We start from the raw sequence: 19,914 nt of genomic DNA, 5'->3' as shown, positions 1-19,914 counted from the left end.
GAGGCTTTGGTCGGCGACGGGCCAAGGGCACATTGAAGGCCACAACGTGGTGACCGCAGCCGACGTGTATCACAATAGTCTTATGAAACGCTCTCGTGAGGTCCCCGCCAAACTTGTGGCGGCGATGGGTGCGGCCCTGCTCGCCGCCGGCTGTGGTTCCGGGTCTACCCGGGTCTGCGAGTCGCGGCTCGGCGTCCGCCGCCCTGACAGTGAGTGCGTCGCCAACGGCGGGGGGCCGACCGCCGAACCTCATTGGGTCTACCACCGGTCGTCCTCCAGCCGGGTCGGTGGGTACTTCCCCGTCTTTGGCGGAAGCCGAGGCACAGCCGGCGCGGGGCCTTCGACCGCGCCGTCCGCGTCGCCCTCCTCTGCTCCCCGGTCGGGCGGCGTCACCCGGGGAGGATTTGGTGGTTCAGCTTCAGGTTGGGGCGGCTTCGGCGGCTGATGCGACGCGTCGAGCATCCGCCGCGGGTGGACTGGGTCGCCAAGGTGGAGGAGCTTGGCCTGGTCTTCCACACCACCCCGGACGGCCATCCCTACTGGAAGGAGTCGGCCAGTTATGAGATCGGGTCCAGGGACGTCGCCCTCCTCGAGAACGCGACCAACACCCTGGCGCAGATGTGCCTGAAGGCGGTCGACCACATCATCGAGAAGAACCTCTTTGGCCGTCTGGGCCTCGGCCCTCTGGAGGAGGGCGCCGTCCGTTACGCCTGGGAGAAGGACCCTGCTTCGATCTACGGCCGGTTCGACTTGGCATACGACGGGCATAGCGCCAAGCTCCTCGAATACAACGCCGACACGCCGACCGCGCTACTCGAGGCGGCGGTGGTCCAGTGGCATTGGCTCCAGGAAACCTCTCCCGGCGCCGACCAGTTCAACTCGATATGGGAGGCCCTCGTCGCCAAGTGGAAGGCCTTGGCCGCCGAACCCGGTGCCCTCAAGGGAAGTCCGGTCTACTTTGCTTGCGCAGACTCGGTCGAGGACGTCATGACGATCACGGTGCTCCGGGACACCGCCGAGGAGGCCGGTGTCCGGACCGAGATGATCACGATGGCCGACATCGGCTGGGACAGCGGCAAGAGGCAGTTCGTCGACATGGAGGAGAGGCCGATCCTCTCGATCTTCAAGCTCTACCCCTGGGAGTGGATGGTGCGGGAGGAGTTCGGTCAGCACGCCCTTCGCTTGGCCGGGTCGATGGACTGGATCGAGCCCGTGTGGAAGATGCTCCTTTCCACCAAAGGGTTACTTCCGGTCCTGTGGGAGATGTTCCCGTACCATGAGTACCTGTTGCCGGCCTATCTGGACGATCCCAACGGAATGACGGACTACGTCCGCAAGCCGATGCTGGGCCGGGAGGGGGCCAACGTGCAGGTCGTCCGAGGCGGCAAGGTCGTCCACGAGACGGGCGGCGAATATGACGAAGGGCCGTTTGTGTACCAGGCCTACTTTGAAACGCCGGCATTTGACGGCTTCCGGCCGGTGGTCGGCAGTTGGGTGGTCGACCATGCCGCCTGTGGTCTGGGGTTCCGTGAGTCGGCCACTCTGGTGACCGACAACCTCTCGGCGTTTGTCCCCCATCGGATCGTCTAGCGGAGACCACACCACATGCGCCAGACGGCACGGAAGCCCGTCATGAGTCGCTCGGCCATGCCGTCGGCGTCGGTCAGGACAGACTCGGCAAGGTCGGCCCGGAGTTTCTTGCGGTCGCTTTCGCCCCAGGTCGTCGCCAGGCGCACCGCCGTGGCCACGTAGCTGTCAGCGTCGGCGCAGGCCCATTCGGGCCGCCCGACCGCGTGGGCCAGGCTCAGCCCCACACGGGAATGATGGGTTTGGCCGACCAGACTGACGACCGGTACGCCCATCGTGTACGCCTCGCAGGTCGTCGTCGTGCCGTGGTAGGGAAAGGGGTCGAGGGCGACGGTGACCTTGTTGTACAAGGCGAGGTGGTCGGCATAGCGCTCAAGGCGGCCCAGGCACTCGACGCGGCGAGGGTCGACGCCGCGGTCGGCGAACTTGGCCAAAAGGTTGGACCGGCACTCCTCTTCGCCGAGGACGGGGGCCTTGAGGATCAGCTTAGATCCTGGCGACGCCTGGAGGCACCGGGCGTAGAGGTCGATGGTTGTGGGCGTCGCTTTCGCAAGGACGTTGAACGACGCGAAGGTGGGGCCCTCGGTCTCGTCACGAGGCTCAGGTGCGTCGGCCGGTGGCCCGAAGCACAGGAAGCATGGGTTCAGGACAAGCGGGGACTCGGTCATCCATGAGCCCGGCGGGTCTGTGAGGTGGTCGACGACGCGGAAGTCGATGGCCGGCACTCCGGTCGAGCACGGGTAACCGACCCACGTCACCTGCACTGGGGCCAGACGAACCGACATGTCCACCAAACGGTTGAGAAACGTGTGCCCGGCGAGGTCGACCAGGATATCGATCTTGTCTGCGGCCACTTGCCGCGCGAGTTGCTCCGGGCGCATCGCGGTGACATCGACGTACTTCTTGGCCAACGACGCGATGTGCTGGGTGCCGCGGTCCTCGTTCGAGCTCGATGCGTAGGCATAGACGTCGACCGGTTGGGAGGCCAACGCTTCGAAGACGGGCCAGACAAAGCGGTAGACCGAGTGTTCGCGGAAGTCGGGGGAGACGAACCCCACTCGGAGCCGGCGCTCGGGGTCGCGGTTGTTGGGGAACTGGCGTGGGTCACGTTGTCGGGGAAGGAGGCCGGCGAAGACCTGGTGCCCCGCGGCAAGTTCCTCGGGAGTGACGTCGTCGCTATAAAGGAGCGGCCACACCGCCGCGTCTCGGACGTGGTAGTCGCGGGGGGCGCGTCGGACAAGCTCTTGGGCGGTCCGCCGGGCGCCGGCGCTGTCTCCGCCCTGGAGCCGGGCCTGGACAAGGTTGAACCAGGCCGGAGGGAAGTCGGGGTGCTCGCGGACAACGACTTCAAGTTCGCGTGCCGCGGCGAACGGCTTTCCTGACTGGAGCAGGGCGTTGCCATGGCCGTTGCGAAAGACGGGATGGTCGCCGAGTTCCATGGCCCTCCGGTAACAGTCCGCCGCCTCGTCAAAGCGGCCGGCGGCGACGAGGGCGAAGCCCTTCTCGGCATGGAGTTCGGCATGGTGCGGCGCGACGGTGAGACCCTTGTCGAAGGCCTCAAGCGCCTCGTCGGTCTTGTCAGCGTGGGCGAGGGCGACGCCAAGATGTTGCCAGGCGGCCGGGTCGTCCGCGGCGGTCCCCGCCCATTGGCGGGCGGCGCGCACCGCCTCGTCCAGGTGCCCTGCCTGGATCAGCCGGACAATCTGCGCCGGGCCTATCACTGCGGAGCCATGGTACCAGCGGGTTTAATGGGCCGGGAGTCGGCCGGGCGACGGCCTTGGCCCTTCGGGGCCGGGGAGGAAAGTCCGGACTTCACAGGGCACGGTGCCCCGCGCAAGCGGGGGCGGGGCGACCCGACGGAAAGTGCAACAGAAAGCAGACCGCCTCGGCTTGACCGGGGTCAGGGTGAAACGGTGCGGTAAGAGCGCACCAGCGGCCCGGGTGACTGGGTCGGCTTGGCAAACCCCACCGGAAGCAAGGCCTCATAGGGAGGGGACGACGTGGCCCGCAGACCCTCCGGGTTGGCCGCATCAGTCAAATCGTCGCACAAAGACAGAATCCGGCTTATAGGCCGGCTCCCCCTCTCGCGGCCCCGTTTCCGTTGTTCGCCGCTATCCGTAGGTCGGCCGCTGGGGCCAGCCTGCCGGGGAGTCTTCGAAGTCTTCCTGCCTGCCGTACGGTGTGATGTCGAGGAGCCCGTACGAGTCGGTGAGCGACTCGACCCCTCGCTGGAAGGTGGAGTATGTGTGGTAGACGACACCGTTCGTTTGGAAGAACACGCTGAACCCGGGCATCTCGCCTTCCAGGTCGTCCCACTCCCGGTAGTTGTAGGTCCTCAGGCCTCGCTTTTGGTCGAGGGTCACCTGGAAGTCATAGTTGAAGTCGCTTCCAAAGCTGGAGTAGACGGGCCAGTCCCAGGCTCGCTCGGCCCAATAGGCCTGGAGTTTCGGAAGTGGCGCCCGGGCGACGATGACGTAGCGGGTGCTTCGTTGGCCGAGGTCGGAAAGGTCGCCCAGTTGGTCGACGTGTCCGGTGCACGCGGGGCACCCTTTCTCCCAGTCCGGCCCAAACATGAAGTGTTGGACGATCAGTTGGCGGTTGCCTTGGAACAGCCCCAGCAAGTCGACCTTGCCCTCCGCACCGTCGAACTCATATGCCTTGGCGACCTCGACCATAGGCATGCGGCGTCGCTCCGCGCGGAGCCGGTCGGCGGCCCGGGTCAAGTTCTTTTCTTTCACGAGGTGCTCGCGCCGCAGGGCCAGCCACTCGTCACGGCTGACAACTGGCGGGTGGGCGACGGGCTCTTCGGCCATGGTCTCTCAATGGTAGCAGGTGGCTCCGGTCGCCGACTGCCTCAGACCGCGATGCTCCGCGGCTTGTCCCTCCTCTGGATCGTGTCGAAGAACACGGTGCGTCGCGCCTCCTCCAGAGACGTCTCGCCCCGGGCGACACGGACCATGGCGTCACTCTGCATGGGCAGGTAGCCATACAGTGCCGCGGACGCCCGGATCTGCTCCAGGGAGGCGCGGGCGGCGATGAGGGCGGCGATCTCTTCGACCACCGGCATGATCTCGCTGACCGCCACCCGGCCCTTGTAGCCGGTGTTGTGGCATTTGTCGCAGCCGACCGCGTGCCAGATGCTGTCCACCCCTTGGACGCCAAAGTGGCGTTCCATCATGTCCGACTCCTCGTCGGTGGGGGCCTCTTCACGCCGGCACACGGCACAAAGACGCCGGACCAGCCGCTGTGACATCGAGCCGATCAGCGACGTGCTGAGCAGGAACGGGTCCACGCCGAGGTCGAGGAGCCGGGCGATGGCGCTGGGCGCGTCGTTGCAGTGCAGGGTGCTGAGGACCATGTGTCCGGTCATCGCGGCGCGGACGGCGGTCTCGGCGGTCTCGTGGTCGCGCACCTCGCCGACGAGGACGATGTCCGGGTCTTGTCGGAGGATCGCGCGCAACTGCTCGGCAAAAGTCAGGCCCACCCGCTCGTTCACCTGAGACTGGTTGACCCCTTCGAGGTCGTATTCGACGGGGTCTTCGCACGTCATCACGTTCTGCCCGTCGCGGCGCATTTCCTGGATGGCGGCGTAGAGCGTCGTCGTTTTGCCGCTGCCCGTGGGCCCGGTGGCAAAGAGAAGGCCGTAGGGCTTCTCCACCAGAGAGCGGAGAATGGTCAGGTTCTCGGCGTCGAACCCGAGTTCGTCCAGTCGGCGCAGGCCGATGCTCTTGTCCAAGACACGCATGACGATGCGTTGTCCGTGCAGCGAGGGCAGGCAACTGACACGCAGGTCGATCGTGTTCTTGCCAAGTTGCAACGAGATGCGTCCGTCCTGCGGGACACGGTATTCGACAATGTCAAGCTCGGCCATGATCTTGAGCCGGGTCGTGACCATGGGGACCAGGGCCTGGGGCACTTCGCGCATCGTCATCAGCTGGCCGTCGAGCCGGTAGCGGATCTCCGCGCGGTCGAACCGCGGTTCGATATGGATGTCGCTCGCGTGCATCCGGATCGCGTCGTGGATGATCTGGTTGACAAACCCGACGACGGGCCGGGTCTCTTCCTCGGTGACGGTGGCCCGCTCCTTGGTGTTGGCATGGCCGCTCTCCTTCGCTGTCTTCAAGGCTTGGTCGACCAAGGTGTCCATGACCGACGACGAGCGTGCGTCGAGGTGATAGTTCCGTTGGACGAGGGCGGCGAGACGTTCGGGGTCGGCCAGCACCGGCTGGACCCGTAACCCGGCCTCCTTCCTGACCTCGTCGACGGCGGCGGTGTCGTCCGGGTCGACCATTGCGAGGACGAGGAGGTCGCCACGGACGGCGACGGGAAGGACGCCGAGCCGCTGACACGTCTCGCCTTGGACCAGCCCCGTCGCATCTGGCTTCGGCGGGTCAAGTTCCAAGTCCCAGGCGTCGAGCCCACGCTGCATCGCGACGACCTGGAGGACCTTGGCGACGGTGACCAAACCCTTCCTGACGAGGATCTTGCCCAGAGGCTCGGCGGTCTCGACCTGTTGGGCGAGGGCCTCCTCGAGTTGCTTGCGCGTCACTGCCTTGACGTCGAGCAAGGCGGCGCCCAGCCGCTTGTCCGACAACCCGAAGCTCGTCGGGCCGTCTCGCTTGACCAGCTTGAGTTCGGGAGCCTTGGGAGCGTCTTCGGCCTTGGCCTTGGCGGGCTTCTTGGGCGTCGGCTTTGTCTCGGCCTTGACTTCGGCGACGGCCGGCTCCGCCGAGTCCGGCAAGGCTTCCTCGACAGGCACGGTGCTGGTTTCGTCCAGATCGGAGGCCGCTTCCAAGCACTCCGCCACGACTGCGGGCCCCGGCTCGACCGCTGGGGCCGGCCCGGACTTCAGCGCGTCAAGGTCGGACATCGAAAAAGTGGCCGGGGCTGTCGGGGCGTCGTCCGCCACCGGCTCAGCCTCCGCTTCGGTGCCGAGTTCCCGGTCAAAGGCCGTGGGCAACAGCTTGATCGCGGGCCGTTCGTCGGCGGGCTGGGCCGGCGGGGCCATGACCGGCTCGGCCTCAAGGGCAGCCTCGGGCGGGCATACCGGGGCCGGAGGTGCCTCGACCACCACGGAGGACTGTTCATCTACTGACGTGGCTAGTACTGGCGGCATCGGCGGGGCCTCCACGACTTCCATCGGCGGCACGTCGGCGACGGTGGCGGTGCCCAATGGTTCCGGTGCGGCGGGTGTCTCGTCAGAGGACGGGTTTTCGACCGACGTGGCCGGGACCGGCGGCATCGGCGGGCCCTCCACGACTTCCATTGGCGGTACGTCGGCGACGGTGGCGGTGCCCAGTGGCTCCGGGGTGGCAGGTGTCTCGTCGTCCCAGTCCAGGGCGATCACAGGGTCCGGGGCGAACTCCCTCGGCCGTTCCGGCTGGACCTCGACCGGCGCGGGGATGTCGTCCTCGTCCCAAGCGAGGGGGCCGGCCTCTAGAGACGGCTCCACGGCCACGGGCGGCGGCGGTGTCTCGGCCACCGGCGGCATCGGAACCGGCGGTGCCGGTGGGGCGGTTGTGGCCGGCGGGGCTGGCGGAGCTGGCGGAGCGACCACCGGGTCGACCTTACCGACCCCGTTGCTCGCCACTGGTTTGACGGCGGGGACTGGTTCGCCGTCCCCCTTTATCCGCTCCAGCACTGCTGACCAATCAAACTGTTCCGCCATGGAGACCCCGTGTGATTGTCGGCGTCCCAAGGCAGGGTCAGCCTCGTAAAAAGGCGGGAATCGCCTGAGGACGATTCCCGCCTGGGCAGATTCAGTTTCCGCCTTTACCCACCGTGGGGAACGGCGGGCGTTCGGCCTTCTTCGGTGTGGCGGGTAGCTTCTTCATCAGAATCTCTACCGCCTTCTCCAACTGCGGGTCCTCACCCTTGGCCAAGAGGTCGGGCCGGTCGTCGATGTCCACGTCAGGGTCGACACCGCGGTTCTCCGCGATCCACTGCTTGGTGTCCGGGTCGAAGATGCCGAACCCGGGCGCCGTGACACCGCCGCCGTCGACAAGGCCGTGATAACCGTTGATGCCGACGAGTCCACCCCATGTCCGCTTGCCGACAAGGGGGCCGAGCCCAGCCTTCTTGAAGAGGTAGGGGAACAGGTCGCCACCTGAGCCGGCGTGCTGGTTGATCAGCATCACCATGGGCCCTTCGAGGCTGTTCGGGAGGGGAGCGAGGTTGCCGTGGCGCGGAGCGACGATGTTGGTCGCCCTCCGCTGAAGGTACTCGACAAAGAACGTCGGGATGAACCCGCCGCCGTTGTAGCGCTCGTCAATGATGTTGGCTTCCTTCCCGGCCTGCGAGGTCATGCCGCGGACAAAGCCGGTGATCCCCGCCAGGTTGGTGTCAGGCACGTGCATATAGCCGATCCGACCACCGGAGAGCTTGGCGACCAGCGCCTTGCGCTCCTCGACCCACGTCTCGTAGCGCAGGGACGACTCTGACGGGATGGGGCGGACCGTCACCTGGCGGGCCGCGCCGAGGTCGGTCGTCTTGCCGATGGAAAGGACCACTTGCTTGCCCGCCTTGCCGAGCAGGGCGGGGCCGATGCCGGTCTTGGCGTCGACAGGCTCGCCGTCGATGGCAAGGAGGTACTCGCCGTCGGCGACATGGACGCCGGTCGCCCCGAGGGGGCCATAGGCCGACGGCATGTAGTTGTTCCCACGGAGGATCTTCTTGAACCGGATCTTGCCGTTGACGACTTCGTAGTCGGCGCCGAGCATGCTCGGCATGGGTTGTCGCGGCAGGTCTGCGCCAAGTTCGGGCGGGTTCTGCAGGTAGCTGTGGCCGGTCCCCAGTTCGCCGATCAGCAGGCCGAGGATGTACTGCAAGTCCGACCGATGTCCGACGGACGGCAGCAGGGCGGCGTACTTCTTGCCGATCGCAGCCCAGTCAATGCCGAGCATGTCCTTGTCGTAGAACTCGTCCCGCTCGTACCGCCAGGTCTCCCAGAAGATCTGCTTCCATTCCTTGGCGGGGTCGACGACATAGCCGACGTTGGCCAGGCTCGTGCGGCCTTCGCCAGGCTGGACGTTGGGCTTGACGTCGACGAGGAACACGTTGTCACCTTGGCTGTAGAGGGCCTTGGTGCGGCTGGCGTTCACGGTCACGTTCTGGAAGTTCTGGATGAACGGTTGGGGCGTGCGGCTGGCAAAGTTGAAGATCGTCGATCCCGACGGGGTGAAGACGAGGACGCCGTTGTTGATCCCGATCAACCCGACGTACTCTCCGGGCGGATAGGGCAACGGGAACATCCGCTGCTCCATGCCCTGGAGGTCCACCTTCACATCGCCGGACGGCTCGGCCTTGGCGGGCTTCTCCTTGCCGGGCTCCTCGTCGCCTTCGGGCACCAACGGGTTCGTTTGGTCGGCGGACAGGGGCACCGCGTAGACACGGGCCGTGTTCTTTTGGGCCAGGGTCACTTCGAGGTCCGTCGGGAAGTAGCCGAAGGTGCGGCTAGAGACCAGGTAGAGGTACTTTCCGCTCAGGTCGAACGTGACCGGTGTCGAGTTGAAGTCACCAGAGAAGACCTTGGTCGTCTTCTTGGTGGCGACCTCGTAGAAGTAAACGTCGGCGAGGAGGTTCGGGCCAGTCTTGGTGTAGACGACCCACTTCTCGTCCGGCGACATGTCGAAGCTGGCGACCTCGGCCTCGTCGGGGATGACCTGCTCGTTTGCCCCCGACTTCAGGTTGTGGACGAAGACGCCGTTGTTGCGCTCGACGTAGATGATCGAGTCTCCCTTCGGCGAGAAGCTGAACCTGCGGACACTGTGCCCCGCGGGGATCGCGAGTTCCTCGGCCTTGCCGCCCATCTGAGGTTCGGTATAGATCCTGTCCTCACCGCTCCGGTCGCTGATGTAGGCGACGGTCTCTCCGTCGGGTGACCAATCGACGTTTGTCTCGCGGGCGCCCTGGGTGTTCGAGAGGTTGCGGGTCTCGCCGTTCCGGGCGGGCACCGAGAAGGCCTCGCCGCGTGCCGTGACGAGGAACCGCTTGGCGCTGGGGGAGAGGGCCATGCTGTCGACTTGGTCGCCGACGGACATATAGCGGGGCCGTAAGGCGGTCTCGTCGCTGAGGACGGTCGGCGTGAACCCGGAAACGGTCTTGCTGGCCACGTCGAAGCTCTCGATCCGGCCGTTGCGCTCCCAGACGATCGTCTTTCCGTCGGTGGACGGCCACTTGATGTCGCCGTCACTGAACCGGGTGACCTGCTCGACCCGCTTGCTCTTGGTGTCGTACCGGTAGAGGTTCAGGTTCTGTTGGGTCTTGTCACTGATGAAGTAGACCGAGTCCCCGATCCACATGGGGAAGTAGTTCTGCTCCCGGCCCGCAGGAATCTCGGAATAGCTCCCGGTCTTGAAGTCCCAGAAGGAGATGCGGCCCTGGGTGCCGCCCCGGTAACGCCGCCAGTTGTAGTTGAAAGACAGGGCGCGGTTGTAGGCCAGCTTGGTGCCGTCGGGCGAAAAGCTGGCGTTGGCGACTTCGGGGACCGGTGTCCATTCGGGCATGCCTCCCTCGGGAGAGACGAGCCACAGGCGCAGCATCCGGTTGGTCAGGCTGCCGTCGGTCGAGCTGTAGGCGATTTTGCCGTCGGGGGTCCAGCCTAACAAAATCTTGCTGTTCGGGTCGTAGGTCAGCCGCTTGGGCGCGCCGCCCTCGGCAGGCATGACATAGACGTCCTGACCGCCGTCGTACTGCCCCAGGAACGCGATCTGCCGGCCGTCGGGCGACAGCTTGGGAAGTCCTTCGGAGCCCGGGTGGGCAGTCAGGCGCCGGGCGGGGCCACCGCGCCGGTCGGCGAGCCAAATGTCGGAGGCGTAGGCGAAGACGACATGGTCGCCGCTGACCGACGGGTATCGGGCCAGGCGCACTTCAGTTCCGCCTGGTTGCAACGCTGCGGCGAAGCAGATAGATGTGATGAGCATAGGCGAGTCCGGGCGCGCCCCGAGGGGGGCGCGCCAGTGAATTCTACTTACCTACGGGACGGGGGCCCGGCCGGTTCACTCGATGGTCACTTCGCCGGTCACGATCTTGCCGCGCACGTAGGCCCGGATGGTGCACCGACCGGGTTTGAACCCACGCAGGGTGCCACTTTGGTCGATCCACCCGGCTCCCTGGGCGGACCAGAGGACCTCGCCGTCGGGGACGGTCTGCCCCGACTCGTCGATGACGGTGTAGACGCTGGACTTGCCGTTTTCGAGCGAGCGCGTGCCCTTCAAGACCATCTGGACGTCGGTTGCGGCCACGGCCGTGCCCACGACGATCCCGTTGGCCACCGCGCGCTCATTGCCGTCGCTGGGTCGGTTCATCACAACCCCGCCGACGACCATCGTCGAGCTGCCGCCGCCGTCCAGGTTGATGGCTTGGTCGCAGCCGATCTGGACCATGAGGTCGGCCATCTCCGCCAGGGTCGCGCCGCGGCTCATTGCCTGCCTACCGTCAACGACGACAAAAAAGATGTCACCGTCTTTATTCGAGCCCACTGCCGTCCGGGGGTGTCGCACGGTGGAGAACTGTTCGCCGAACTTTTCCTTCAGCGGGTCGACGCTGGGCCGACCGCCCTTGACGAGAAGCGGCCCGCCGCCGATGACATTGTCGACCTTGTTCCAGTCGAATCCCTCGACGCCGACGCTGACGGTGATTTCATCGCCGACCTTGGCCGTCGTCGCCTTGGCGACCTTTGAACCGGTCACGGTCAAAACCGCCTGGCCCGGGCCGATGACCACGTAGGGCTTGTCGTGGACGACGCCCACCACTTTGCCCTTGAGGAGACCGATCGGGCCAAGTTTTTGGGGCGCTTCGAAGAGGATGTGGGTGGCCGGTCCCTTGGACAAGGCGTAGCCCGCGGTGGCGGTCTGCAGGACCATGGAATTGTCCCCAGCCTCGCTGTTCAGCCCGTCCAGGCTCATCGTGTCGCCGCTCGGCAACTGGACGAGCCCACGGAAGGTGAGGTCGCTGACAAACGTGCCGCCGGGCCCCCAGCCGAAGCAAGACCGGGCCGGGTGGGGCGGCGCGACCAACTCTCCGTCGCGCACCATGCAACCGAGCGGGTTGCCCTGCCACGGGAAGAAGTCACCGTTGATGCCGGCCAAAGCGTTGTCGCGTGCGACCATGGCCGACACCTTCGCCCGTCCCTGGCTGGCGTCGACCGCCTTGGGGGCGAGCATTGGCTTTCCGGCCGTCTCGGCCCTAGCCGACGTTTTGGCGGCGCTGGGCGACCAGCGGAGGATGTGGACGACGCGGGGCGCGGCGTAATCGATCTCCATCCGGTACGTGAGGCCGGGGACGACCAACTTCTCCCACTTCTGAATCTGGGCCCACGCCGGGAGCGGCAGGAGGGCGATGAGGACGGCTAGTCGGCGCATGGGTTCTCCAGAAGGGTGAGCGTACCCGCGTCAGCGTCGAGGCGGGCCCGGACGCCCAGGGGGACAGACAGCATGTTGGGCATATGACCGAAGGGAAAGCCGACGACGGCGGGGACGCCCAGGTCGGCCACCCGGTCGGCGACGATCTCGCGCCAGGGCCAGCTCCCGATCGAAGGGTCTGACCGATCGTCAGTCCGCGTCATCTCGCCGATCACGATGCCGGCGGCACGCTGGAGCAGCCCGGCGTTGCGCATGTGGGTGAAGAGCGCGTCCACCCGGTGAGGGTTTTCGTCGACGTCTTCGATGACGAAGATTTTGCCCTCGGTCTCCAGCGGGTCGGGCGTCGACAGGCTGTCGGCCAACAGGCACAGGCATCCACCGGTGACCTCACCTTCGGCCTGTCCCGGGGTGAGCGTCTGGGCCCGCGGATAGTCGACCCCGAAGGGGTCTTCACCGCGAAGGAGCCGGGCGAGGGACTCGACGACCCACGGCTCGCGAGGGACGCTGAGGGTGATCATCATCGGGGTGTGAAAGGTCGCCAGACCCCGGCGGTTTAGGGCCAGATGGAAAGTGGTGATGTCGCTGAAACCGCAAAACGCCTTGCCACTGGCTGCCATGGCGTCCAGGTCGAGCATGCTCAGGATCCGGGCCGCGCCATAGCCGCCCCGCGCGCACATCACGCAGTCGACGGTCGGGTCCGCGAAGGCTTCCTGGAGGTCTTTGGCGCGGTCGGCGTCGGCGCCGGCGAGGTAGTAGTGCCGGTCAAAGACGTGCTCGCCGAAACTGACCACGTACCCCATGTCGCGAAGGGTCTCGACGCCCAGTTCGACTTGGTCGGGGTTCAGCCCAGAAGACGGGGAGACGACTCGGACATGCGCGCCTGGCCTCAAGGCCCTCGGCTTCGTCATCGGCATGGCCGGGGAGTTTACTGGAGTCCCCGGCCTTCCGTCCTCCGACCATGACAAGGCGGGGACTGAAGGCCAGGGCAGAGCGGCGTTCAGACGGCGGGGGCGATGACGACGCGGCGCTCGGGCTCTTCGCCCTCGCTGTAGGTGGAGATGCCGTCCATCTCGACCAAAGCTTGGTGGATGACCCGGCGCTCGAAGGCGGGAAGCGCGTCCAGGACGGCTTCCTCGCCCCGCTTCTTGACTTCGGCGGCGATGTCGAGGGCCATCTGGGTCAGGATCGCCTCGCGGCGTTGCCGGTAGTTGTCGCCCTCAAGGACGACCCGGACGCCGTTTTGCATCTTGCGGCTGACAATGACGTTGAGCAGGTACTGGAGGGCGTTGAGGACCTCACCCCGGCGACCGACGACATACGACACGTCCTTACCGTCGATGTCCAAGTTGACGTAGCGGCCGTTCAGAGAGGTCAGGGTCGCCTCGGCCTTTAGGTTGGCCTTTTCCATCAACTCGTTCAGGATCGCGATCAGGTTGTCGGCGTCTTCCTGGGTGGCGACGACTTCAGGACGCTCGGCTTCGGGAGCCGCTTCGGCGGCCGCGGCCTTCGGAGCCTCTTCGGCCTTCTTGGCTCGTCCGCGGGCCGGCTTGGCGGGCTTTTCCGCTTCGACCGGGGCGGCCTCGGCGGGTGCCTCGGCGACGACGGGCTCTGCCTTGGCGGCCTTGGTCTTTGTCGCCTTGGCCTTCGCCGCAGAGGCCGAGTACTTGATCTTCCCCGGCTTGCCGAACAGACCCTTGGTCTCTTCGAGCTTGGTCAGTTTGACCGCGTCGGCGGCCACGCCGAGGGCGGTGGCGGCCTGGGTCAGGGCGTCTTCTTCACTGGTCGCGATGATTTCGATGGCGTCCATATCGTTAACTCAAATCAAGAGGGTCAGGTTACTTCTTCTTCTTGGGCTTATGTGACTTGGTCGTGCCCGTCTTGCTGAAGAATCCGGGGTCGATGCCGTTTTGCCCCACCGCCGCCGCGTCGACGGGGACCACCCCGCCGGAGACGGTGACCTTCTTTTGGAGAGGGGGCAAGTGCATGCGGTTGACGAGGAGAGACTGGCCGGTGGCCATCAGGTTGGTGAAGAACCAGTAGAGGACGAACGCCGACGGCAGGGGGATGAAGAACATGTATCCGGCGGCGAAGAGGGCGGCCACCAGCCCCATGATCCGTTGCTGTTTGGCGTTGCTGATGTCGCTGACCGGCGTGAGCATCTGGCTGACCACCATGGAGATGCCGTAGAGGACGATCAGGATGTAGTCGCGCTCGCCGAGGTTCGGGGCGATCGGGACAAGGCCGAACAGCTTGCCCGTGGTCCCCGGGTTGATCCAGAGGAAGGTGCCCTTGGTGAACTCGAACTGGTAGTGCAGCATGCACGCGTAGACCAAGAAGAAGAACGGCAACTGGACCGCCATGGGGGCGCAGCCGGAGAACGGGTTCACCCCGTACTCCTTGTAGAGCTTCATGACGTCCGCCTGGTAGGCCGCTTGGTCGGTCACATGGCCGTTCTTGTCTTTGTGCTTGGCCTCCAGTTCCTTCATGTAGGGCTGGAGTTGTTGCATTTGGCGGCCCCACTTGTACTGCTTTTGAGTCAGGGGCCAGACCGTGCCGCGCACAACGACGGCGAGCAACAACGCCGCGAACCAATAGCTGAACCCGGGGACCTTTCCGGTGATGCCGACAAGGAAGTCCACCAGTTTGTAACCCGGCACGAGGCCCCAGACCAAGTCGGTCTTGTGGCGGAGGCTCAGGTCGGTGACCAGTTGCTGGTAGAGGGTGCCTGCCGACTGCTGGACCGGCCACCCGTCCTTGTACGGCGCGACCTTGACGGTGACGTCCCACATGGGCGTCGCGTGGTTCTGTTCGAACTTGCCCTTGAGGGTCTGGAAGGCGCGAGACTCTTTGGTGATCGCGTGCTCGGGGTGTTCGTGGGCGCTCCGGGCCTCGGTGTCGGCGACGAGGACCATCGCCTTCCATAACTGCTCGTCGACCTGCTTTTGCGGGGTCTTGGCCTTGGCCGCCTCGTCCTTGTACTTCTGCTCGTAGACAGGCAGGAGCTTCGCGATGGAGAGGTCCTTGGCTTCGGAGTTGAGCTTCTCCATCTCGGCCCAGACCTGCTGCGACGTGCGCGTGTCATTGGCCATGCCGCCTTGGCGCTGGCCGATAAAGACCTGATAGCACATGAAGAGGACCATCATGAAGAGCAACGACTGCATGAAGTTGCCGCGCGGCTTGGTGGGTTGGCTCATGGTCGTGTTTCGTGGTGGTCGGCCGGAAGAGGTACGGGGTCGTGGCCGCCTGGGTTGAAAGGATGGCACCGCGCGATGCGCTTAAGTCCCATCCAGGACCCTTTGACCAGGCCGTAGACCTCGATGGCCCGAAGCGTGTAGGCCGAACAGGACGGCGTGAAGCGGCAGGTCGGCGGCATCCACCGCGTCGACCGCTGGTAGGCCCTGATCATCATGACGCCGAACTTGCGGCCCATCTCCGTTTGGCCTCGGCGGTCAGGCGGACGACCTCGTCACGCAAAGCTTGGAAATCGCACCCGTCGACGGTCGACTTGGCGACGAGCGCCATGTCAAAGGCCGGGTCTTGGCTTGTCGTGAGGCGCACAGCCTCGCGGACACGGCGCCGGTTGCGGTTGCGTCGTGCGTGGCACCCGATCGAGCGCGATGTGGCGACCCCGACCAGCCCTGAACCGGGTAGGAGGTTGATGGTGAGCAGCGGGCCCGACACGCGGAGGCCGTGGTCAAACAGTTCGTCGAACCTCGCTTTGCTCGGGCCCCTTAGGCGGCCAGACGTTTGCGGCCTCGGAGGCGGCGGCGCTTCAGCACGTTACGGCCGTCGCCGTCCCTCATGCGGATCATGAAGCCGTGCGTCTTGCTGCGCTTGCGGTTGTTGGGTTGGAAAGTCCTTTTCATGACGTCTGGCCTCCAAATAGGGCAATCAAGGGGAGTGATGGTACCAGGTCCCCCACGTGTCCTCGGTCTTCTGTCCCCAGCCCGGTAGGGAGTCCCGGACTGCCCCCGGTCACAGTAGGGGGCGTGGGTCGGCGATGTGACCGGCGACGGCGGTGGCGACCGCGGTCAGCGGGCTCACCAAATGCGTCCTGGCACCTGGACCCTGGCGACCCTCATACGGCCGGTTTGACGTCGAGGCCGAGCGTTGGCCCGGGCGCATGATGTCGCCGTTCATGCCCAGGCACATGGAGCATCCCGCGCGGTGCCACTCGAACCCGGCCTCCATGAAGACGGTGTCGAGCCCTTCTTGCTCGGCCAGACCGCGCACGGCGGCAGACCCGGGGACGACCATGGCCCGGACGCCTTCTTTGACCTTGCGCCCCTTGGCCAGCCGGGCCGCCTCGCGCAGGTCCTCGATCCTTGCGTTGGTGCACGAACCGATGAACACGGTGTCGACGACCATCTCCTCGGTGGAGGTGCCGGGCTTCAGGCCCATGTACGTCTGAGCCCGTTCCTCGGCGTGGTCGCGCGGCTCGGGGACGCGGCCCCCTACGTCGATCGTCATGGCGGGCGTGGTGCCCCAACTCACTTGTGGGGAGAGGGAGTCCACTTCGACGCTCTCTGTCCGGTCGAAGGCGGCCGGGTCGTCGGTGGCCAAGCTCAGGGCGTAGTCGGCCAACCGGGTGAAGTCCTCTCCCTTGGGGGCGAAAGGACGGTCGCCTTGGGCGATGTAGTCCATCGTCGTCGCGTCCGGGGCGACCATGCCGGCGCGCGCCCCCATTTCGATGGACATGTTGCAGACCGTCATGCGCCCGCTCATGCCCATGGTGCGGACGGCTTCGCCAAAGTACTCGACGCCATAGCCGGTACCGCCTCCGGCGCCAAGCTTGCGGATGACGGCGAGGATCAGGTCCTTGGCGGTGACACCGGGGCCAAAGGCGCCGTCGCAACGGACCCCGAGGGTCCGGGGACGTCGGGCGGCGCGCAGGGTCTGGGTCGCGAGGACATGCTCAACCTCGGTGGTGCCGATGCCGAACGCAAGCGCGCCGAACGCACCGTGTGTCGAGGTGTGGCTGTCGCCACAGACGATCGTCAGGCCCGGGAGCGTCAGGCCAAGTTGGGGGCCGATGACGTGGACGATGCCCTGGCGGGGGTCGTTGTAACCGAACAAGGGGACACCGAACTCCCGGCAGTTGCGGTCGAGCGCGGCCAGTTGCTTGCCGCTCAACGACTCCTCGTCGATGGGGCGTCCGTCGGTGGGCACGTTGTGGTCGACGGTCGCAAAGGTCAGGTCGGGCCGACGGACCTTCCGCCCTGCCTCGCGCAGGCCGTCAAAGGCCTGGGGCGATGTGACCTCGTGGACAAGGTGGCGGTCGATGTAGAGCAACTCTGCGCCACCGGGAAGGTCGGTGACTTTGTGGGCGTCCCACACCTTGTCGAAGAGTGTCCTGGCCATCGGTGTGTGGAATGTACCGTTTGGAGGTACGGGACCCCGGCAAGGCCAGGGCCCAACGGGTATATTCCGCCTCTGGTCTTGGGGAGTTGCCCGAGTGGCCAATGGGAACAGACTGTAAATCTGTCGGCGAACGCCTTCGCAGGTTCGAATCCTGCACTCCCCACCACCCTGGACCATAAAATCTGGCCCCCGTAGCTCAGCGGCAGAGCGTTCCCTTGGTAAGGGAGAGGTCACGAGTTCAATTCTCGTCGGGGGCTCCAGTCCCTAGCCTGGCGGCCAGCCGAGACTCCTTCCTCCGATCACGTGGGCGTGCAAGTGCGGCACCGTCTGCCCCGCGTCCTCTCCGGTGTTGATGACGAGCCGGTAGCTGGTCAGGCCGACGGCCTTGGCGACTTTGGCCACGGCGTCGAGGAGGTGTTGGTGGTCTCCTGAAGCAGGCAAATCGTTGAGTCCGGGGGTCTCCTCGCGGGTCACGACCACGATGTGCTGGGGAGCTTGAGGGGCGATGTCGCGGAAGGCGACGACATGCTCGTCCTCGTAAACGATATCGCCCGGGATTTCCCGGTTAATGATCCGCGTGAAAAGCGTGGGCATGCCCAGGGATACCCGTTTCTCAACGTCACCGGCGCTTAGGCCGAGGTGAGGCGTAGGCCGCCCGTGGGGACGGACGACACCCATTCGCCGTAGAGCGTCCCGTCGGCCTCTTCGTCGATCCGGACGGCCTGAAGAGACCGTTTGAGGTGCTCTGGGCCGTAGAACCTGACCGTCAGCCAGTTGTCGGTGAGCCCCTCCAGGGCACCGTCGCGATGGGTCTTCGACTCGACCAGGACACGCATCGTCCGGCCCAGGAACCGGCGTGCCTCCGCCCGGCCGAGGGCGTCGCACCGCTGGGCCAAGGCCACGGCCCGTCGCTGCTTGTCTTCTGGTGGCACCGGGTCGCCCCACGCGTCGGCCGGCGTGCCGTGGCGGGGGCTGAACCGGAAGACGTGGGCCTTGAGGAACCGCACCTCTTCACACAGGGCCAGGGTGGCGTCGAAATCCTCGTCGCCCTCCGTCGGGAAGCCGACCATGATGTCGGTCGTGACGGTAAGGTCGGGCACCTCGCCGCGCAGACGGTGGCACAGGTCGATGAACTCAGCCCGTCGGTAGCGGCGCCCCATGTCGGCCAGCACCCGGTCGCTACCGCTCTGCAAGGGGATGTGGAAGTGGGGGACCACCTGTCCCGACCGGGCCAGGTCGATGATCGGCCGGGTCACCTGGTGCATCTCGATGCTGCTGATGCGTAAGCGGGCGAGGCCAGACTCCTCGGCCAGGCGAGTGACCAAGTCTTCGAACGTCGCCCCACCGGAACCTGAACCGGGGCCGTACGCCCCGATGAGGACCCCGGTCAGCACCGCCTCGTGGTATCCGGCTTCCGCCATGCCCCTGGCCTCGGCCAAGACCTCGTCGGCGTGGCGGGAAACCATGCCCGGTCGGGTGTAGGGGATCGAGCAATAGGAGCAGAAGACGTCGCAGCCGTCCTGGACCTTGAGAGTCGCCCGTGTCCGGCCCGGGGGCGGCGGGGGAGGGGCGGCGGTGCGGGATGGCCGCAGGGACGGGAACGCGGCAAGGAGGTGGTCAAGGGTGGCGAGCTTCTGGGGGTTGGGGACGACCACGTCCGCACCGTCGAGCCCGTCGCCTTTGATCAAGGACATCTGGGCTTCGCAACCGGTCACGACGACCTTCGCCCCCGGGTTGGTGCGGGCCGCCTTGCGCACGGCATAGCGGCTCTTGGCCCCGGCCTGGCTGGTCACCGAGCACGTGTTGACGACATAGACGTCGGACGGTGCGTCAAACGGCACGACCTCAAACCCGGCCGCCTCGAAGCTCTCGAGGATGCGTTGGGTTTCGTATTGGTTGACTTTGCAACCCAGGGTCGTGAACGCGGCCTTTGGCAATCTGGTCGTGATTATGAAGCCACGCCGAAGACGCGGGCCGCCGTCTCCAACTGGCCGACAAAGAACTCGCCGTACTCGACGCTCCCCAGGGATTCAGCCGCCTGCCGCCAGGCCGGGTCTCTCTGGGCCAGCAGGGCGTAGGCTTCGCTGAGCCGGGCTTCGTCCGGCGAGTCGGCCTCCCTTGCGAGCCGCGCCGCGATGTTGAACTCGGTGACGGCAGAGTCGGTGTCACCCGCCGACCAGTGGTGGGCCCCGACCAACCAGTGTCCGCGAGACTTGGCGATGGTCGGCTTGTCCAGCTCGTATGCCAACTTGAGGTTGAGCCTGGCCATCGGCAACCCCTTTGCTTCCAGGTCCGGGGTCAAGGTCACGCCCGGCTCGTCCCATCCCCGCCAGACGGCAGAGGCAAGGTTGTAAGCCGCTCCCTTCACGCGGCCGCGAAGGTCACGGTCGGCGTCCGGAGAGTCCTTCGATATGATCCACTCGCCGACCGCGACGTTGGTGGCGGCGTTTTTGTGCTCGTTGTAGGCAAGCTTCTGAAGCTCAAAGGCGGCCTCGACACCCTCGGCCAGCGGCATCGCTTCAAGCAAGGCGATGACGGCGGCGACGTCCCCTTGGGCCAGCAAAGTCTCGGCTGGGCTCGGCATCTTCGCAATAATACGGCAGAC

General features: G+C 65.9%; 17 protein-coding genes, 2 tRNA genes and 1 other RNA gene. 5 read left to right on the top strand and 15 right to left on the bottom strand.

Going from position 1 to position 19,914, the window contains the following annotated elements; all coding sequences use genetic code 11:
- The first annotated feature begins 82 nt into the window (after positions 1 to 82).
- Entirely contained in the window at positions 83 to 445 is a 363-nt protein-coding gene (locus tag KF857_12050) for a hypothetical protein (protein ID MBX3112726.1), read from the top strand.
- Positions 445 to 1,590: a glutathionylspermidine synthase family protein gene (locus KF857_12045; protein ID MBX3112725.1), complete on the top strand. Its 1,146-nt coding sequence runs from the start codon at positions 445 to 447 to the stop codon at positions 1,588 to 1,590. The genes KF857_12050 and KF857_12045 overlap by 1 nt, the downstream gene beginning before the upstream one ends.
- On the opposite strand, the gene KF857_12040 is transcribed toward KF857_12045, so the two are convergent.
- The gene (locus KF857_12040) at positions 1,587 to 3,308 is read right to left on the bottom strand and encodes a tetratricopeptide repeat protein (protein ID MBX3112724.1); all 1,722 of its coding nucleotides are present in this window, start codon (positions 3,306 to 3,308) and stop codon (positions 1,587 to 1,589) included. The genes KF857_12045 and KF857_12040 overlap by 4 nt on opposite strands.
- 35 nt (positions 3,309 to 3,343) lie before the next feature.
- Between KF857_12040 and rnpB the strand changes: the two genes are divergently transcribed.
- An RNA gene (rnpB, locus tag KF857_12035) (RNase P RNA component class A) lies at positions 3,344 to 3,670 on the top strand.
- A gap of 28 nt (positions 3,671 to 3,698) precedes the next feature.
- Here the strand turns inward: rnpB and KF857_12030 are convergent.
- The 11 genes from KF857_12030 to leuC form a co-directional block, all read right to left on the bottom strand.
- Positions 3,699 to 4,400, bottom strand: a complete 702-nt coding sequence (locus KF857_12030) for a DUF899 domain-containing protein (GenBank protein ID MBX3112723.1) — start codon at positions 4,398 to 4,400, stop codon at positions 3,699 to 3,701.
- 41 nt (positions 4,401 to 4,441) lie between these two features.
- Positions 4,442 to 7,255 carry a Flp pilus assembly complex ATPase component TadA gene (gene tadA / locus KF857_12025; GenBank protein MBX3112722.1) on the bottom strand — a complete coding sequence of 938 codons (2,814 nt, stop codon included), beginning with the start codon at positions 7,253 to 7,255 and terminating at the stop codon, positions 4,442 to 4,444.
- A gap of 91 nt (positions 7,256 to 7,346) precedes the next feature.
- Complete coding sequence (locus tag KF857_12020) at positions 7,347 to 10,508, bottom strand: PD40 domain-containing protein (protein ID MBX3112721.1); 3,162 nt, start codon at positions 10,506 to 10,508, stop codon at positions 7,347 to 7,349.
- Positions 10,509 to 10,583: 75 nt separating this feature from the next.
- Positions 10,584 to 11,948, bottom strand: coding sequence for a phosphodiester glycosidase family protein (locus KF857_12015; protein MBX3112720.1), 1,365 nt, complete (start codon positions 11,946 to 11,948; stop codon positions 10,584 to 10,586).
- Complete coding sequence (locus KF857_12010) at positions 11,936 to 12,856, bottom strand: LD-carboxypeptidase (GenBank protein MBX3112719.1); 921 nt, start codon at positions 12,854 to 12,856, stop codon at positions 11,936 to 11,938. Before KF857_12010 ends, KF857_12015 begins: the two co-directional genes overlap by 13 nt.
- An 89-nt stretch (positions 12,857 to 12,945) precedes the next feature.
- A complete protein-coding gene (locus tag KF857_12005; protein ID MBX3112718.1) occupies positions 12,946 to 13,755 on the bottom strand; it encodes a KH domain-containing protein in 810 nt (269 codons plus the stop codon).
- Positions 13,756 to 13,783: 28 nt separating this feature from the next.
- Positions 13,784 to 15,142, bottom strand: a complete 1,359-nt coding sequence (locus KF857_12000) for a membrane protein insertase YidC (GenBank protein ID MBX3112717.1) — start codon at positions 15,140 to 15,142, stop codon at positions 13,784 to 13,786.
- Entirely contained in the window at positions 15,139 to 15,378 is a 240-nt protein-coding gene (gene yidD, locus KF857_11995; GenBank protein MBX3112716.1) for a membrane protein insertion efficiency factor YidD, read from the bottom strand. The genes KF857_12000 and yidD overlap by 4 nt, the downstream gene beginning before the upstream one ends.
- On the bottom strand, positions 15,354 to 15,650 hold the full coding sequence (locus KF857_11990; protein MBX3112715.1) for a ribonuclease P protein component: 297 nt from the start codon (positions 15,648 to 15,650) through the stop codon (positions 15,354 to 15,356). Before KF857_11990 ends, yidD begins: the two co-directional genes overlap by 25 nt.
- A 29-nt stretch (positions 15,651 to 15,679) precedes the next feature.
- On the bottom strand, positions 15,680 to 15,814 hold the full coding sequence (gene rpmH, locus KF857_11985) for a 50S ribosomal protein L34 (protein ID MBX3112714.1): 135 nt from the start codon (positions 15,812 to 15,814) through the stop codon (positions 15,680 to 15,682).
- A 109-nt stretch (positions 15,815 to 15,923) separates the two neighbouring features.
- The gene (gene leuC / locus KF857_11980) at positions 15,924 to 17,309 is read right to left on the bottom strand and encodes a 3-isopropylmalate dehydratase large subunit (protein MBX3112713.1); all 1,386 of its coding nucleotides are present in this window, start codon (positions 17,307 to 17,309) and stop codon (positions 15,924 to 15,926) included.
- Positions 17,310 to 17,389: 80 nt separating this feature from the next.
- On the opposite strand from leuC, the gene KF857_11975 reads away from it, so the two are divergent.
- Both KF857_11975 and KF857_11970 read left to right on the top strand, forming a co-directional pair.
- A tRNA-Tyr gene (locus KF857_11975) sits at positions 17,390 to 17,475 on the top strand.
- Between the two features lie 19 nt (positions 17,476 to 17,494).
- Positions 17,495 to 17,569: transfer RNA gene (locus tag KF857_11970), tRNA-Thr, on the top strand.
- Positions 17,570 to 17,573: 4 nt separating this feature from the next.
- Here the strand turns inward: KF857_11970 and KF857_11965 are convergent.
- The 3 genes from KF857_11965 to KF857_11955 are packed head-to-tail and all read right to left on the bottom strand — an operon-like array spanning position 17,574 to position 19,893.
- Positions 17,574 to 17,909 (bottom strand): histidine triad nucleotide-binding protein, encoded by a 336-nt coding sequence (locus KF857_11965; protein MBX3112712.1) that lies wholly within the window; start codon positions 17,907 to 17,909, stop codon positions 17,574 to 17,576.
- Positions 17,910 to 17,938: 29 nt separating this feature from the next.
- Entirely contained in the window at positions 17,939 to 19,246 is a 1,308-nt protein-coding gene (gene mtaB / locus KF857_11960) for a tRNA (N(6)-L-threonylcarbamoyladenosine(37)-C(2))-methylthiotransferase MtaB (GenBank protein ID MBX3112711.1), read from the bottom strand.
- 11 nt (positions 19,247 to 19,257) lie between these two features.
- The gene (locus tag KF857_11955; GenBank protein ID MBX3112710.1) at positions 19,258 to 19,893 is read right to left on the bottom strand and encodes a hypothetical protein; all 636 of its coding nucleotides are present in this window, start codon (positions 19,891 to 19,893) and stop codon (positions 19,258 to 19,260) included.
- Positions 19,894 to 19,914: the final 21 nt, after the last annotated feature.

The organism is Fimbriimonadaceae bacterium, assembly GCA_019638795.1.
Lineage (GTDB): Bacteria > Armatimonadota > Fimbriimonadia > Fimbriimonadales > Fimbriimonadaceae > JAHBTB01.
The sequence above is the reverse complement of the archived record's forward strand: the minus strand, read 5'-3'. Positions and strand labels throughout refer to the sequence as shown.

What these genes read in the sequence shown, in the direction of transcription:
- KF857_12005 (MBX3112718.1), bottom strand. Translation starts at nt 13,755, where the DNA reads ATGGACGCCATCGAAATCATCGCGACCAGTGAAGAAGACGCCCTGACC.
- rpmH (MBX3112714.1), bottom strand. Translation starts at nt 15,814, where the DNA reads ATGAAAAGGACTTTCCAACCCAACAACCGCAAGCGCAGCAAGACGCAC.
- KF857_12000 (MBX3112717.1), bottom strand. Translation starts at nt 15,142, where the DNA reads ATGAGCCAACCCACCAAGCCGCGCGGCAACTTCATGCAGTCGTTGCTC.
- leuC (MBX3112713.1), bottom strand. Translation starts at nt 17,309, where the DNA reads ATGGCCAGGACACTCTTCGACAAGGTGTGGGACGCCCACAAAGTCACC.
- KF857_12010 (MBX3112719.1), bottom strand. Translation starts at nt 12,856, where the DNA reads ATGACGAAGCCGAGGGCCTTGAGGCCAGGCGCGCATGTCCGAGTCGTC.
- tadA (MBX3112722.1), bottom strand. Translation starts at nt 7,255, where the DNA reads ATGGCGGAACAGTTTGATTGGTCAGCAGTGCTGGAGCGGATAAAGGGG.
- KF857_12045 (MBX3112725.1), top strand. Translation starts at nt 445, where the DNA reads ATGCGACGCGTCGAGCATCCGCCGCGGGTGGACTGGGTCGCCAAGGTG.
- KF857_11955 (MBX3112710.1), bottom strand. Translation starts at nt 19,893, where the DNA reads ATGCCGAGCCCAGCCGAGACTTTGCTGGCCCAAGGGGACGTCGCCGCC.
- yidD (MBX3112716.1), bottom strand. Translation starts at nt 15,378, where the DNA reads ATGGGCCGCAAGTTCGGCGTCATGATGATCAGGGCCTACCAGCGGTCG.
- KF857_12015 (MBX3112720.1), bottom strand. Translation starts at nt 11,948, where the DNA reads ATGCGCCGACTAGCCGTCCTCATCGCCCTCCTGCCGCTCCCGGCGTGG.
- KF857_12030 (MBX3112723.1), bottom strand. Translation starts at nt 4,400, where the DNA reads ATGGCCGAAGAGCCCGTCGCCCACCCGCCAGTTGTCAGCCGTGACGAG.
- KF857_12050 (MBX3112726.1), top strand. Translation starts at nt 83, where the DNA reads ATGAAACGCTCTCGTGAGGTCCCCGCCAAACTTGTGGCGGCGATGGGT.
- KF857_12020 (MBX3112721.1), bottom strand. Translation starts at nt 10,508, where the DNA reads ATGCTCATCACATCTATCTGCTTCGCCGCAGCGTTGCAACCAGGCGGA.